This window comes from Microbispora siamensis, assembly GCF_016863095.1.
GTDB lineage: Bacteria > Actinomycetota > Actinomycetes > Streptosporangiales > Streptosporangiaceae > Microbispora > Microbispora siamensis.
The window spans coordinates 81,165-95,313 of sequence record NZ_BOOF01000029.1 but is presented as its reverse complement, the minus strand read 5'-3'; the positions used below and the strand labels follow the sequence as shown (position 1 = coordinate 95,313).

12 protein-coding genes are annotated in these 14,149 nt (G+C 70.8%); 8 read left to right on the top strand and 4 right to left on the bottom strand.

The features are described 5' to 3' along the window. Positions 1 to 9 precede the first annotated feature (9 nt). A complete protein-coding gene (locus Msi02_RS24045; RefSeq protein ID WP_204050371.1) occupies positions 10 to 1,728 on the bottom strand; it encodes a pentapeptide repeat-containing protein in 1,719 nt (572 codons plus the stop codon). A gap of 169 nt (positions 1,729 to 1,897) precedes the next feature. Between Msi02_RS24045 and Msi02_RS24040 the strand changes: the two genes are divergently transcribed. The 7 genes from Msi02_RS24040 (at position 1,898) to Msi02_RS24010 (ending at position 10,896) form a co-directional block, all read left to right on the top strand. After that, the gene (locus Msi02_RS24040) at positions 1,898 to 2,383 is read left to right on the top strand and encodes a hypothetical protein (RefSeq protein ID WP_204050370.1); all 486 of its coding nucleotides are present in this window, start codon (positions 1,898 to 1,900) and stop codon (positions 2,381 to 2,383) included. A gap of 187 nt (positions 2,384 to 2,570) precedes the next feature. Continuing rightward, positions 2,571 to 4,445 (top strand): molecular chaperone DnaK, encoded by a 1,875-nt coding sequence (gene dnaK / locus Msi02_RS24035; protein ID WP_079315562.1) that lies wholly within the window; start codon positions 2,571 to 2,573, stop codon positions 4,443 to 4,445. Next, positions 4,442 to 5,083, top strand: coding sequence for a nucleotide exchange factor GrpE (gene grpE, locus Msi02_RS24030; RefSeq protein ID WP_204050369.1), 642 nt, complete (start codon positions 4,442 to 4,444; stop codon positions 5,081 to 5,083). Before dnaK ends, grpE begins: the two co-directional genes overlap by 4 nt. A gap of 136 nt (positions 5,084 to 5,219) precedes the next feature. Further along, entirely contained in the window at positions 5,220 to 6,389 is a 1,170-nt protein-coding gene (gene dnaJ, locus Msi02_RS24025) for a molecular chaperone DnaJ (protein ID WP_204050368.1), read from the top strand. Positions 6,390 to 6,393: 4 nt separating this feature from the next. Next, positions 6,394 to 6,741 carry a heat shock protein transcriptional repressor HspR gene (locus tag Msi02_RS24020; RefSeq protein ID WP_079315565.1) on the top strand — a complete coding sequence of 116 codons (348 nt, stop codon included), beginning with the start codon at positions 6,394 to 6,396 and terminating at the stop codon, positions 6,739 to 6,741. Positions 6,742 to 6,764: 23 nt separating this feature from the next. Beyond that, entirely contained in the window at positions 6,765 to 9,353 is a 2,589-nt protein-coding gene (gene clpB / locus Msi02_RS24015; RefSeq protein ID WP_204050367.1) for an ATP-dependent chaperone ClpB, read from the top strand. A 160-nt stretch (positions 9,354 to 9,513) separates the two neighbouring features. Next, positions 9,514 to 10,896, top strand: a complete 1,383-nt coding sequence (locus Msi02_RS24010; RefSeq protein WP_204050366.1) for a hypothetical protein — start codon at positions 9,514 to 9,516, stop codon at positions 10,894 to 10,896. Between the two features lie 187 nt (positions 10,897 to 11,083). Here Msi02_RS24010 and Msi02_RS24005 read toward each other — a convergent pair whose 3' ends face one another. Then, entirely contained in the window at positions 11,084 to 11,623 is a 540-nt protein-coding gene (locus tag Msi02_RS24005; RefSeq protein WP_204050365.1) for a tetratricopeptide repeat protein, read from the bottom strand. A gap of 163 nt (positions 11,624 to 11,786) precedes the next feature. Here Msi02_RS24005 and Msi02_RS24000 point away from each other — a divergent pair, with 163 nt between their 5' ends. Then, on the top strand, positions 11,787 to 12,182 hold the full coding sequence (locus tag Msi02_RS24000) for a hypothetical protein (RefSeq protein ID WP_204050364.1): 396 nt from the start codon (positions 11,787 to 11,789) through the stop codon (positions 12,180 to 12,182). A gap of 20 nt (positions 12,183 to 12,202) precedes the next feature. On the opposite strand, the gene Msi02_RS23995 is transcribed toward Msi02_RS24000, so the two are convergent. After that, entirely contained in the window at positions 12,203 to 12,772 is a 570-nt protein-coding gene (locus Msi02_RS23995; protein ID WP_308441831.1) for a TetR/AcrR family transcriptional regulator, read from the bottom strand. Between the two features lie 263 nt (positions 12,773 to 13,035). Further along, on the bottom strand, positions 13,036 to 14,124 hold the full coding sequence (locus tag Msi02_RS23990; RefSeq protein ID WP_239108656.1) for a CapA family protein: 1,089 nt from the start codon (positions 14,122 to 14,124) through the stop codon (positions 13,036 to 13,038). Between the last annotated feature and the right edge of the window lie 25 nt (positions 14,125 to 14,149).

Genomic DNA, 14,149 nt, shown 5'->3' with positions numbered 1-14,149 from the left:
GGAGTCCGGCTACCGCCGCGGCGCACCGGCGGATCGGGCCACAGTGCCGCGAGCGGGGTCCGCCGGATCCGGTATCTCGCACCATGCCGGAGGCCAGACGCGCACGGTCGCGGTGGTGCGCGGAAAAGTGACACCGGACAGGTCGCCGCCGCCGATGTCGGCGCCGTCGAAGTTCACAGAGCCTTCGAAGTGCGTGCCCGCCAGGTCCAGACGTTGGAGGCCGCGCGGTTCGCTTCCCCGAACCCGAACCGTGAGCGCCCTGATGCTCCGCCGGACGACCGACACGTCCTCGTGCTCCGCTTCGAATCGCACGGCGGCCGCCCCGGGGTCGGTTTTGTAGGCGATGCCGCGCGACGCCGTGCCGGCGAAGGACGCGTCGTCGAGGAACGCGCAGTGCCGGAAACCGGCCCGGCCGAAGAACGTCCCCTCGAAGGATGTCGGACCGGCGAAGTCCGAATAGCGGAAACGAACACCGCAGCGGAAGATCGCGGAGCCAAAGTTCAGGGCGCCGTCGAAGGCCACGCCCTCGAAGTGCCCCGCGAAGAACTCGCTGTTCTCGAAGCTCGTGAGGCCGCCGTCGAAGCTCGCTCCGGTGAACCTCGCCGTGCCGAAGCGGGCACCGCTGAAGTCGGCGTCCGTGAACGTCGCGCCGCTGAAGTCGGTGTCGAACCTGAATATCGCGAGCGCGAAGCTCGCCCCGCCCCGGAATCCGGCTTCCGCGAAGTCCGCTCCGAAGAACGTCGCGATGCCGAAGTCGGCGAAGCCCCGGAACTCGGCGCCGGTGAAGTCCGCCCTGCCGCGGAAGCGGCAGTCGGTGAAGTCCGTCCTGCCGGAGAAGACCGCCTGCGCGAAGCTCGCCGCCTCGACCTCGCTGCCGCTCAGGTCGAAGTCGACCAGGGATGCTCTCGTGAGGTCGACGGCGACGCCCGGCCAGTGATCACCATCGTCGCCGGACGCGCCGCCGAAGGACTTCAGATGGCGGACGACGATCCGCTGTGCGGTCAGCCGGGCCTCCAGGTCCAGCGAGTGCTCCTGGCCTGCGTCGTGGCCTCCGATGTCGCCCGCGCCCCCGGCCGGCTCGCCTGCCCGGTCCGCCGGGTCACCCGCCGCGCCTCCCGGCAGGGGGGCTCGCAGGTACGCGCAGAGCACATCCATGACGGCCTGGCGGTGCTCGGGGTTGTTCCGGCCCAGCCGCTCCAGGGCGTACATGGCCGCGATGCGCACGCCCGGGTTGCCGGAGCCGAGCTGGTCCACGGCCTTCGAGTAGAGCTCCGTGACCCGCTTCTCCGTCGCGTCGTACTCCTGGTAGACCTGCGTGCGCTCACCCAGCCACTGGCGGCGGACACCGAGGAGGAGCGCCACGCCTCCGGCGGCTCCCGCGCCCACCGTCAGGCCGCTCTTGATCGCGTCCAGCCGGAGGGCGGGATCGGCTCCCGCGATCTCCGTGAGGGCCGTTGTGGCGATCCAGGTCGAGACCGCGACGCCGATGAGGCCGCCGACGATCCACCAGACCGACAGCACCCGCATCGGGGAGGGCGACGTCCGCACGGACCTCGAGTTCGTGGCCAGCAGTACGAGTCCGGCCAGCAGCAGGACCGGCCCGCCGAGGGCGAGCACGCCGCCGAGCGGTACACGCGCGAGAAGGCCGGGAACGTCCATCCAGCGCGCCGCGAGGACGACGGCGGCCAGCCCTGCGAGCAGAGCTGCGGCCCCCGTGGCCTTGCGCATCCGCGTCCCTCCCGAGTCCGTGCCGTGGCATGCGGCCCGTCCGGCGGCTCCCCACATGATCACGTACCCGTCCCGACCGCGCAAAGGGGCCCCGGAGTGGGACCGGGGAGCAGCACCCTGGGCGGTCACGGCGGATGAACCGGGGAGCCTTTACAGCCGTGTAAGGGGCATGAGAAAGCTCTGGCTCGTGGCCCTCCTGTTCCTGGCGGTCGCCTGCGGAGGGACCTCCTCCACCTCGGCCTCACCCGAGCAGCCGGAAGGCTCCCCCTCCGGAGCCGGCGCCGATCACGGCTCCCCGGCCTCGCCGGCCGGCACGGCACCGGCCGGCCCGTCCGGCGCGCCGAGCGGCGCCCCGTCTCCCGTGACCCCGGCCGGGCCCACGCTCAACCCGCGCAAGGTGCCGTGGGAGAGCGCCACCCCCGCCGCCGACGGCCGGTCCCTCGACGTCGTGTGGTGGTCCGGAGTGGAGCCCTGCACCGTGCTCGACCGCGTCGAGGTGACCGAGACCGCGCGCCAGGTCACCGTCACCCTGTACGAGGGACAGGACCGGCGTTCGCCCGACGCCGTCTGCATCGCGATCGCGATCCTGAAGACCACGAAGGTGCACCTGAAGGCTCCGCTCGACGGGCGGAAGGTCGTGGACGGCGCGAAGTAGACCGCCGAGCCGGGGGCATTCACCGGCCCGGACGGGGCAGGCAGGACGGTCCACACAAGTTCGCGATGCGGGATGAAATCCGCGCGCTCCAGGGTTGAGCCTCATAGACTCAAGACGTTTGACAGACCCCTCGGCGGGGCTAGTATTTGAGTCTGACCGACTCAACTTTGACTACAAGGACGTACTCATGGCACGTGCGGTAGGTATCGACCTGGGGACGACCAACTCCGTCGTCTCGATCCTCGAGGGCGGCGAGCCCACGGTCATCGCGAACGCTCAGGGCTCGCGGACCACGCCGTCCGTGGTCGCGTTCGCGAAGAACGGTGAGGTTCTCGTCGGCGAGGTCGCCAAGCGGCAGGCGGTGACCAACGTCGACAGGACCATCCGCTCGGTCAAGCGCCACATGGGCACGAACTGGTCGATCGAGATCGACGGCAAGAAGTTCACGCCCCAGCAGATCAGCGCGTTCGTCCTGCAGAAGCTCAAGCAGGACGCGGAGGCCTACCTGGGCGAGAAGATCACCGATGCGGTGATCACCGTCCCGGCGTACTTCAACGACGCCCAGCGGCAGGCCACCAAGGAGGCCGGCCAGATCGCGGGCCTCAACGTGCTGCGCATCATCAACGAGCCCACCTCCGCGGCCCTGGCCTACGGCCTCGACAAGGAGAAGGACCAGACCATCCTGGTCTTCGACCTCGGCGGCGGCACCTTCGACGTGTCCCTGCTCGACGTCGGCCAGGAGGACGGGCACGGGTTCGTCGAGGTCAAGGCCACCAGCGGTGACAACCACCTCGGCGGCGACGACTGGGACCAGCGGGTCGTCGACGAGCTGGTGACCCGGTTCAAGAACGCGCACGGCGTGGACCTGTCCAAGGACAAGATGGCCCTCCAGCGCCTGCGCGAGGCGGCCGAGAAGGCCAAGATCGAGCTGTCGGCCCAGACCGAGACCACGATCAACCTGCCCTACATCACCGCCTCCTCCGAGGGCCCGCTGCACCTGGAGGAGAAGCTGACCCGGGCGGAGTTCCAGCGGATCACCGCCGACCTGCTCGAGCGCTGCAAGGGCCCGTTCCACCAGGTCATCAAGGACGCGGGGATCAAGATCTCCGACATCGCCCACGTGGTCCTGGTCGGCGGCTCCACCCGTATGCCTGCCGTTTCCGAGCTGGTCAAGGAGCTGACCGGCGGCAAGGAGCCCAACAAGGGCGTGAACCCGGACGAGGTCGTCGCCATCGGCGCCGCGCTCCAGGCCGGTGTCCTCAAGGGCGAGGTCAAGGACGTCCTGCTCCTCGACGTCACCCCGCTCAGCCTGGGCATCGAGACCAAGGGCGGGATCTTCACCAAGATCATCGAGCGCAACACGACGATCCCGACCAAGCGCTCGGAGGTCTTCACGACGGCCGAGGACAACCAGCCGTCGGTGCAGATCCAGGTCTACCAGGGCGAGCGCGAGATCGCGGCGTACAACAAGAAGCTGGCCACCTTCGAGCTGACCGGCATCGCCCCGGCCCCGCGCGGCATCCCGCAGATCGAGGTCACCTTCGACATCGACGCCAACGGCATCGTGAACGTCTCGGCGAAGGACCTCGGCACGGGCAAGGAGCAGTCGATGACCATCACCGGCGGCTCGGCCCTGGGCAAGGAGGACATCGAGCGCATGATGCGCGAGGCGGAGTCCTACGCCGAGGAAGACAAGCGGCGCCGCGAGGAGGCCGAGGTCCGCAACAACGCGGACGCGCTGGCCTACCAGACGGAGAAGTTCCTCCGCGAGAACGACGAGAAGGTCCCGGCCGACGTGAAGACCGAGGTCAACGACTCGCTCGCCGAGCTGAAGAAGACGCTGGAGGGCACCGACATCCCCGCCATCCGCACCGCCGCCGAAAAGCTCGCCACGGTCAGCCAGAAGATGGGCTCGGCCATCTACGCCCAGTCGCAGGCCGGTGCCGATGGCGCCGCGGCCGGCGCGGGCGCGGCGGGTCCGGAGGGCGCGCAGGCGAAGGCCGACGAGGACGTGGTCGAGGCCGAGATCGTCGACGACGAGCGGGAGGGCGGCCGCAAGTGAGCCCGCGTGAGAACGGTTCCGAGGAGGAGCCGGTGATCCGCGACAACCGCAAGATCGACCCGGAGACCGGCAAGGCCCGCGAGTCCGCCGGGGACGCGCCCGAGGCCGTCCCCGCGGACGAGGGCACGCAGACGGCGGCGCCCGCCGAGGGGTCCGCGACGGACCTGCTCGCCGAGCGCACCGCCGACCTGCAGCGGCTCCAGGCGGAGTTCAGCAACTACCGCAAGCGGGTCGAGCGCGACCGGATCGCCGTCAGGGAACAGGCCGTCGCGAGCGTGCTCACCGAACTGCTGCCGGTGCTCGACGACATCGGCCGCGCCCGCGACCACGGCGAGCTCACCGGCGGTTTCGCGAAGGTGAGCGAGTCGCTGGAGGCGGCCGTCGGCAAGCTGGGCCTGACCGCGTACGGCGCGAAGGGCGACCCCTTCGACCCGACCGTGCACGAGGCCCTGCTGCACAGCTACTCGGCGGAGGTGACCGAGCCGACGTGCATCGAGATCCTCCAGCCGGGCTACCGGATCAACGACAGGATCCTGCGCGCCGCTCGCGTGGCCGTCGCCGAGCCGAGCGAGGAGGCGGCGGCGCCGGAGGAGACGGCGGCCGGCTCCGGCGAGGCCGGCGGGCCGGACGAGAACTGAAACCGCGGAGGTCTCTCCCGATCGGCGAAGATCGGGAGAGACCCGCGAGTGCACCCGCGACGACAGCCGCGGGGCATCCGCGGGAACGGCCGCGGGAACACCGATTCACTCCCCTTTCGTGCGAAGGAAGCGATAGATGAGCACCAAGGACTACTTGGAAAAGGACTACTACGCCGTCCTTGGTGTGCCCAAGACCGCGAGCGCCGAGGAGATCAAGAAGGCGTATCGCAAGCTCGCCCGCAAGTACCACCCCGACGCCAACCCGGGGAACAAGGAGACCGAGGAGAAGTTCAAGGAGGTCTCCGAGGCGTACGACGTGCTCTCCGACGTCAAGCGGCGCAAGGAGTACGACGAGGCGCGCACGCTCTTCGGGTCGGGGCTCGGGGGCTACGCGGGCGCGGGCGGGACCCGGGCCGGTGGGGGCTTCAACTTCGACCTCGGCGACCTGTTCGGCGGGTCGGGGTCGGGCGAGCGGATCGGGGACCTGTTCGGGGGGTTGTTCAACCGAGGCGGAGCGGGCACGCGCACGACCACTGCCCGGCCGCGGCGCGGCCAGGACGTCGAGTCGGAGGTGACGCTCGCCTTCGGCGAGGCGGTCGACGGCACCACCGTGTCTCTCCGGCTCACCAGTTCGGCCGCCTGCACCGCCTGCGGCGGCACGGGGGCTAAGGCGGGCACGACGCCACGGGTCTGCCCGACCTGCGAGGGAACCGGGGCGGCGAGCCGCAACCTCGGCAACTTCGCCTTTTCCGAGCCGTGCCGCGACTGCCGCGGCCGGGGTCTGGTGGTCGACGACCCCTGCCCCGTCTGCGAGGGCAGCGGGCGCGGCAAGAGCACCCGTACGATCCAGGCCCGCATCCCGGCCGGAGTCGGCGACGGCCAGCGCATCAGGATCAAGGGCAAGGGCGCGCCCGGTGAGAACGGCGGCCCGGCCGGCGACCTCTACGTGCTGGTCCACGTCAAGCCGCACCCCGTGTTCGGGCGCAGCGGGGAGAACCTGACCGTCACGGTCCCCGTCACCTTCCCCGAGGCCGCGCTCGGCGCCGAGATCAAGGTGCCGACGCTCCGGGGGATGCCGGTGACCCTGCGCATCCCTGAGGGAACGCCCAACGGACGGACGTTCCGGGTGCGCGGCCGGGGGGCCTCCCGCAAGGACGGCACGAAGGGCGACCTGTTGGTCACCGTCCAGGTCACGGTGCCCCAGAACCTCGACGACAAGGCCCGCGCGGCTCTCGAGGAGTTCAGGAACGCCACGGAGGGCCAGGACCTTCGCGAAGAGCTGATCAAGCAGGCCAGAAGCGAGTGAGCCGATGGATGCCAGGTTTTTCGACATCTCCGACGACACCCCCGTCTATGTGATCTCCGTAGCCGCCCAGCTGTCCGGGCTGCACCCGCAGACGCTCCGCCAGTACGACCGGCTCGGGCTCGTCAGCCCCGGCCGTACGGCGGGGCGGGGGCGGCTGTACTCGACCAGGGACATCGTGCTTCTGCGCGAGGTCCAGCGGCTCTCCCAGGAGCACGGCATCAACCTCGCCGGCATCAAGCGCATCCTCGAACTCGAAACCGAGAACATGCGCATGCGCGAGGAGGTCACCCGGCTCAGGGGTGAGCTCACGATGTTGCGGGCACTGGTCCGCTACGAACTGCCACCTGCCTGATCGGCGAAACGAGGCATTCACATATGGACTACAAGTTCACCCAGAAGAGCCAGGAGGCCCTGTCCGCGGCCGTCCGGCGCGCCGCGGCAGACGGCAACCCCGAGGTCGCGCCCGCGCACCTGCTGACGACCCTGCTGGCGCAGAACGGCGGCATCGCCGGATCGCTGCTGCAGGCCGTCGGCGCGGACCCCCGGCAACTGCGCGCGCAGGCCGAGGAACTGCTCGACCGGCTGCCGAAGGCGCAGGGCTCCACCGTGAGCGCGCCGTCCAGCTCTCGCCAACTGCTGACCGTGCTCAACACCGCCGCGCAGCGGGCCAAGCAGCTCGAGGACGAGTACGTCTCGACCGAGCACCTGCTCGTCGGGCTCGCCACCGACGGCGGGCAGGTCGCCGACCTGCTGAAGGCCGCGGGTGCCACTCCCAATGCGCTGCTCGAGGCGTTCGAGAAGGTCCGCGGGCACGCCAGGGTCACGAGCGAGACGCCCGAGGACACCTACCAGGCGCTGGAGAAGTACGGCGTCGACCTCACCGAGCGGGCGCGTTCCGGCAAGCTCGACCCGGTGATCGGCCGCGACAGCGAGATCCGCCGGGTCGTCCAGGTGCTGTCGCGCCGCACCAAGAACAACCCCGTGCTGATCGGCGAGCCCGGCGTCGGCAAGACCGCCGTGGTCGAGGGCCTCGCCCAGCGGATCGTCGCCGGCGACGTGCCCGAGAGCCTGCGCAACAAGCGCCTGGTCGCGCTCGACCTCGGCGCGATGGTCGCGGGTGCGAAATACCGCGGCGAGTTCGAGGAACGCCTGAAGGCCGTGCTCAACGAGATCAAGGAGAGCAACGGCCAGATCGTGACGTTCATCGACGAGCTGCACACGATGGTCGGCGCGGGCGCCGCCGAGGGCGCGATGGACGCGGGCAACATGCTCAAGCCCATGCTGGCCCGCGGCGAGCTGCGCATGATCGGCGCCACCACGCTCGACGAGTATCGCGAGCGCATCGAGAAGGACCCGGCCCTGGAGCGGCGGTTCCAGCAGGTCTACGTCGGCGAGCCGACCGTCGAGGACACGATTGCGATCCTGCGCGGTCTGAAGGGCCGTTACGAGGCGCACCATCAGGTGCAGATCTCCGACAGCGCCCTGGTCGCCGCCGCGACGCTCTCCGACCGCTACATCACCGCGCGCTACCTTCCGGACAAGGCGATCGACCTGGTCGACGAGTCGATGTCGCGGCTGCGCATGGAGATCGACTCGCGGCCGGTGGAGATCGACCAGCTCCAGCGGAGCGTGGACCGGCTGAAGATGGAGGAGCTCGCGCTCGCCAAGGAGACCGACGAGGCCAGCCGGCAGCGCCTGGAGAAGCTCCGCGAGGAGCTGGCCAACCGCCAGGAGGACCTCAACGCCCTGGTCAGCCGGTGGGAGCGGGAGAAGGCCGGCCTCAACAAGGTCGGTGAGCTGAAGAAGCAGCTCGACGAGGCGCGCAGCGCCGCCGAGCGGGCCCAGCGCGACGGCGACTTCGAGGCGGCGTCCCGGCTCATGTACGGCGACGTCCCCCGGCTGGAGAAGGAGCTCGCCGAGGCTGCCAAGGCCGCCGAGACGGCGGAGGTCGAGGAGCCGATGGTGAAGGAGGAGGTCGGGCCCGACGACATCGCCGAGGTCATCTCCTCCTGGACCGGCATCCCGGCGGGCCGGCTGCTCGAGGGCGAGACCGCCAAGCTGCTGCGCATGGAGGACGAGCTGGGCAAGCGCCTGATCGGCCAGCAGCAGGCCGTCCAGGCCGTCTCCGACGCCGTACGGCGGGCCCGGGCCGGCATCTCCGACCCCGACCGGCCGACCGGCTCGTTCCTCTTCCTCGGCCCGACCGGTGTCGGCAAGACCGAGCTGGCCAAGGCGCTCGCCGAGTTCCTGTTCGACGACGAGCGGGCCATGACCCGCATCGACATGAGCGAGTACAGCGAGAAGCACAGCGTGGCCCGCCTGGTCGGCGCGCCGCCCGGATACGTCGGCTACGAGGAGGGCGGCCAGCTCACCGAGGCCGTGCGGCGCAGGCCGTACACGGTGGTGCTGCTCGACGAGATCGAGAAGGCCCATCCGGAGGTCTTCGACATCCTGCTGCAGGTGCTCGACGACGGCCGGCTGACCGACGGGCAGGGCCGCACGGTCGACTTCCGCAACACGATCCTGATCCTCACCTCGAACATCGGCTCGCAGTTCCTCGTGGACCCCACGATGGAGAGCGAGGCCAAGCGCGAGGCGGTGATGAACGCGGTGCGGGCGTCGTTCAAGCCCGAGTTCCTCAACCGGCTCGACGACATCATCGTGTTCGACGCGCTCGGCACCGAGGAGCTGTCGCAGATCGTGGACCTGCAGGTCGCCCGGCTCGCGCGGCGTCTGTCGGACCGGCGGCTGAAGCTGACCGTCACGCCCGCCGCCCGCGACTGGCTCGCGCTCACCGGCTACGACCCGCTGTACGGCGCGCGCCCGCTGCGCCGTCTGATCCAGTCGGCCATCGGCGACAAGCTCGCCAAGGAGCTGCTGTCGGGCGCCATCCGGGACGGCGACGAGGTAATCGTCGACTTTGACGCGGCAGGTGACACGCTGACGATCCGGCCCGCTCGGTAAGGTCTTCCCCACCATTGGGGCAAGCGCGCCCCGCCCTTTCCCCTCGCTGCTACGTTCGGCGTTCGTCGGACTACCGTACGCGATCAGGGGGACGTGGATGTCCAGGACATCACGAAGTATTCGAGGGCGGTGCGTCGCGCTTGCGGCGGTCACTGCCGGAGTGAGCTGGCTGACCGGAGGCCCGGCGATGGCGAAGGACGGCGCGCTGGCCGACGCCTGCCGGGCCCAAAGCCACGACGTCACGGGCCGCGACGTCACCGGCCACGAGGTCGCCGGCCGCGACCTGACGGGTGGACTGACCACCCTCGCTCCGGCGGCGAGCGTGCTGAGCATCGCCGACGCGGCCGGAGCGGCCGCCGGGCAGGGGCACAACTCGCTTCCCACCGGCTCGGCCACGGTCGCCCGCACCGTCCCGGGGCCCGCGGCCCTGCCGGCCGTGCCGGGCCCCCGTACGCTGCCGGGTTCGATGCCCGGCACGGCGACTGGCACTGCACCTGGCACTGCACCTGGCACTGCACCTGGCACGGTGTCCGGTGGCGCGGTGCCCGGCGGCGCGGCGGTTCTGCCCGCGCCGGCGGGCGCGAAGACGCTGCCCGCCGACGCCACGACCCTCTCGGCGCCCGCGAAGGCGGCCTCCGCCCCGGTGCAGAACGCCGTGGCCGGCGCCACGGCCGTCTCCGAACCGCGCCGCGCGCCCGCCGTTCCCGCCGCCGATGCCAAGACCCTGTTCCCGGCCAGGAGCACCGTGCCCCTCCTCGCCGTCGCACCCGCCAAGCCCGGCGCCGCGAACGCCTGCGCGCCGCAGGCGCTGCGGACCGCGCCGGCCGCACACGAGCGGGAGCACCCGGTCGCGCAGGGGCATCCGAAGAAGAGCCACCGGCATCCCAAGCCGGAGGACGAGTCGGCGGGCTCGGCCCAGGGCCCGGTGTCGCAGAAGCCCGGGACACAGCACGCGCAGAAGCCCGGGGCACAGAACGCGGGAGCGCAGAAGCCCGGAGCGCAGAACGCGCAGAGGCCGGAGGCGCGGAACCAGGGCACGCAGGGGGTCATCGCGCCCCAGGGCGTATCCCACAGCACCAGTTCGCAGAGCGGCGCCTCGGGCCAGGAGCAGAGCACGCAGACCTTCCCGGCGAAGGACCGCCGCCACCGCAAGGCGCACCACCCGCACAAGCAGCCCGGGGTCATAGCCCCGGCCCCGGCCGCCAACCAGAGTGCCGCTCAGGCGGCCCCGCAGGCGGGTCAGGCCGGCCGGCCCATGACCGGCACGCGGAACGCCTCCCTGCCGGAGGGTGAGCGCAAGAAGGGGGCCAAGGACAAGCGCCAGCGGCACGACGACGCGCGCGGGCGGGGGACGGCGGCGGCCGTGCAGCCCGACGCTGCGGATGGCCGGCACGTGCCGCGGCTGCAGCCGCGCGAGTACCCCAAGGCGGCCGCGCGTCAGCAGAACGGCGACATCACCACCCCGGCCGCCCTCACCAAGGCGACGGGCACGCGTGCGGTGACCGATTTCGCCACCGCGACCGGCAAGAGACTCCTGCCGTAACCCTCCGTCCGCCGTACGCCGCGGACGCGCGAGGGCGGCGCCTCGCGGCCGGCGGCTTCGTCGAAGACAGCGAAACCGAAGACAGCGAACCAGAACAACGTGACCAAGGGGCCGTGACACACGGCCCCTTTTCACATGCCCTCACACGTCCGCCCCGGAGGCCCTCAGCCGTAGCCGGGGTGGCGTCTCAGCGGGAGACGTCGAGGAGGGCGTCGAGGTCGTCCTCGGGCAGGCCGAGATCGACCCGGATGCGGTAGCGCGTGCGCAGCAGCGAGTCGCGGATGCCCGACACCGTGGCGCCGCAGGCCCGGATGCCCTCGGTGGCCCACTCGTGCGCCGCGTCGAGGTCGCCGTACGCCACGAGTGTCTCGGCGACGGTCAGCGCGGTGGCCGGGTTCCAGTCCCCTGCCCTGACCGCGGCGATCACGGCCCTGGCCTCCTCGGGCCGGTCGAGCTCGAACAGCGTGTCGGCGATGCCCGCACGCGGGTCCACCGGCACCTCCCCGCCATCCTCCAGAGCGCTCTGGTAACGGTCGAGGGCGGTCGCGGGCTGACCGGCCTGGCGCCACTCCTCCGCGGCGAGCACGAGGATCGCCGCCCTGGACATCTCTCCCGACTCGTACCCCTGGGCCAGCGCGTCGAGGCGGCGGGCGAGGGCACCGTGGTCATCGAGCAGCAGGGCCTGTTCGAGCAGTCGGTCCACCTGCTCATTTGTCACATGTGCCACAGAGCCGAGGCTACCGATCCCGGCGTGTTTTCGCAGGACAACACCAGGCATTGCCGAAGCAACAATTAGTACACGTTTGGCTACTATGCGCTTTTCTCTGCAGATAGCCGGGCATATCGCACCACGCCTGTGCCAATCGAAGCTCGGCGAGGAGCGTTACAGCATGTCCAAGCGGGTGATACTGACTCTCGCCTCCACAACGGTGCTCGCCGCGGTGGTCCCGGGTTTCGCCGGCTTCGTCACGGCCCAGTACGAGGCGCTCGACCAGGCCCGCGCCGAACTGGCCCGGCTGCAGGCCAAGCTGCAGATGATGGAGCTGAGAGTCGAGCCGGCGGCGAGTCTCGGATGCCGCGCGGGCACGGCCGGGAAGAGGCAGCCGAGCCTGACGGACGAGGACGACGCCCGGGAGCTGCCGATACCGCCGCGCACCCGCACCAGGTCGTGGCAGAACACGGCCTACGTCCAGGGCTCCGCGCCGGGACTGTGGCCCTCGATCGGCGTCCCCCGCGCCGTACCCGGCCCGCAGGCGCCGGGTGATCCCGGCCGCCCCCGCGAGTGAGGCCCCGGCGCGAACCGTCGTCATTCGCCGCCCGAGACGGCGGAGGCGAGCTGGCGGGACAGGTATCCGCAGACGAGCCGTTTGGCTTCGGCCACGATTCCGGGGTCGCCGTTGGGATCGTGCCGGAAGGCGAGCTTCAGCACCGCGTCCCCGGCCTCGACGGCGACGAGAATGGCACGGTCCAAATCCTCACTGTCGGCGAGACCGAATTCGGCGAGAAGCAACGCGCGGAGCCGCCCGGCGATCACGGTGCTGTTGTCGGACACGGAGTCGAGGAGGTCGAGATCGAAGACCTCGCCGAAGTGCAGCGAGCGGAACCCGGGCACGGTGCGGTGCATCTCGACGTACTCGTCGATGATGGCGTCGACGGCGTCCCACCAGCCGGCGTAGTCCTCGACCATGAAGCGACGCCCGACCCGCGCGACGAACAACTCGACGTTGCGCCGGGTCAGGGCCTGGCTGAGCGCCCGCTTGTCCGGGAAGAACTGGTAGACCGAGCCGATCGCCACCCCGGCCCGCTCGGCCACCCGGGTGGTCGTCAGCGCGTCATAGCCGCCCTCGTCGAGCAACTCGGCGCAGGCGTCGAGCATCCGCTCCACTCTGCGGGCGCTACGACGCTGCGAAGGACGCCGCCGCAGCGGCTCACCGGGATGCGACGAGCGCGGCGACATCCCCTCACCACCCCCACGGCCCCAACTGTCGACGGGTGAACAGTGCTCGACGGCGAAGGCGGGACCGCCTGCTTCCCTCACGTACCGGCTGGACACTCACCCATCTTGCCTGTTTCACGCGCCGTGGTCAGCGCTTATCGACCAGTCGTCTGAATTGCGGCAAGAATCCCGTAGCACCGCCGTCAGGAGTCGGCCGGTGCGGCCGACAGGCCGGTGCAGCCGCGCAGCGCGCGGTACGCGCCGAGCGCCTGCTGCTTGGCGCCGCCCGTCACGGGAATCGGCACGCCGCCGTTGATCCGGGCGGGGGTCCACTGGTCCTTGAGCACCTTCCTGCCGTTGATCGTCAGGGTGAGCACGCCGGTCGTCCCGGTGTCCGGGCCCCAGTTGTAGAAGGCGAAGTTGCCCAGGCCGTACTGCACGTACGCCTGTCCGGAGTAACCGCCGCCCAGCAGGATGTGCGCGTGGCTGCCCACGATCACGTCGGCCCCCGCGGCCACGAGCTTGTCCGCCAGGCTCCGCTGCACCGGCGTCGGGCACTTGACCAGCTCGGTGCCCCAGTGCAGGAACACAATGACGGTGTCGGAGTTCTTGCGGGCCTGCCGCACGGCACGCAGGAGCCGGGGCTCGTTCTTGGCCGAGGCGAGCCCGCCCTTGTCACCGGAGGCGGTCCACGCCTGGATGAACTGCTCGTCGAGCACCTGGGTCGCGCCGATGATCGACACCCGGTTGCCGTTGACCGTCCTGCGGTAGGGCCGGTAGGCCTCGGTCTCGTTCGCGCCGATGCCGATGACGGGGAACTTCGATGACCTGATCGCGGCGAGCGTGTCCCGCAGGCCGCTCTCCATGTAGTCCATGCCGTGGTTGTTGGCCATCGTGACGACGTCCACCCCGGCGGCCTTGAGCGCGGTGAACGCCGTGGCCGGGGCGCGGAAGGTGAACTGCTTGCCCGGGGCGGGCGTACCGGCGGTGGTGATGGCCGTCTCGAGGTTGAGCGCGGTGAGGTTGGATCTGCGCAGCACGGCGGCGATCGGGCCGAGCGCCGTACGCGGGTCGGCGTTGAGCCGGTTGCGCAGGACGCCCTCGAAGTGCACGTCGCCGGCGAAGGAGATCGTGAAGGGCCGCCGCTGCGGCTTGGGAGACGGGGTCGCGGTCTTGACCTCCGGTTGCGACGCGCCGGGGACGGGCTCGCTCTCCGCCGGGCTGCATCCCGCGACGAGAAGGGGAGCCGCGAGGAGGGCGAACAGGGACAGGGCGAGGGGCTGACGTCTCACGGCACCCGAGCATGCCATCTCCCGC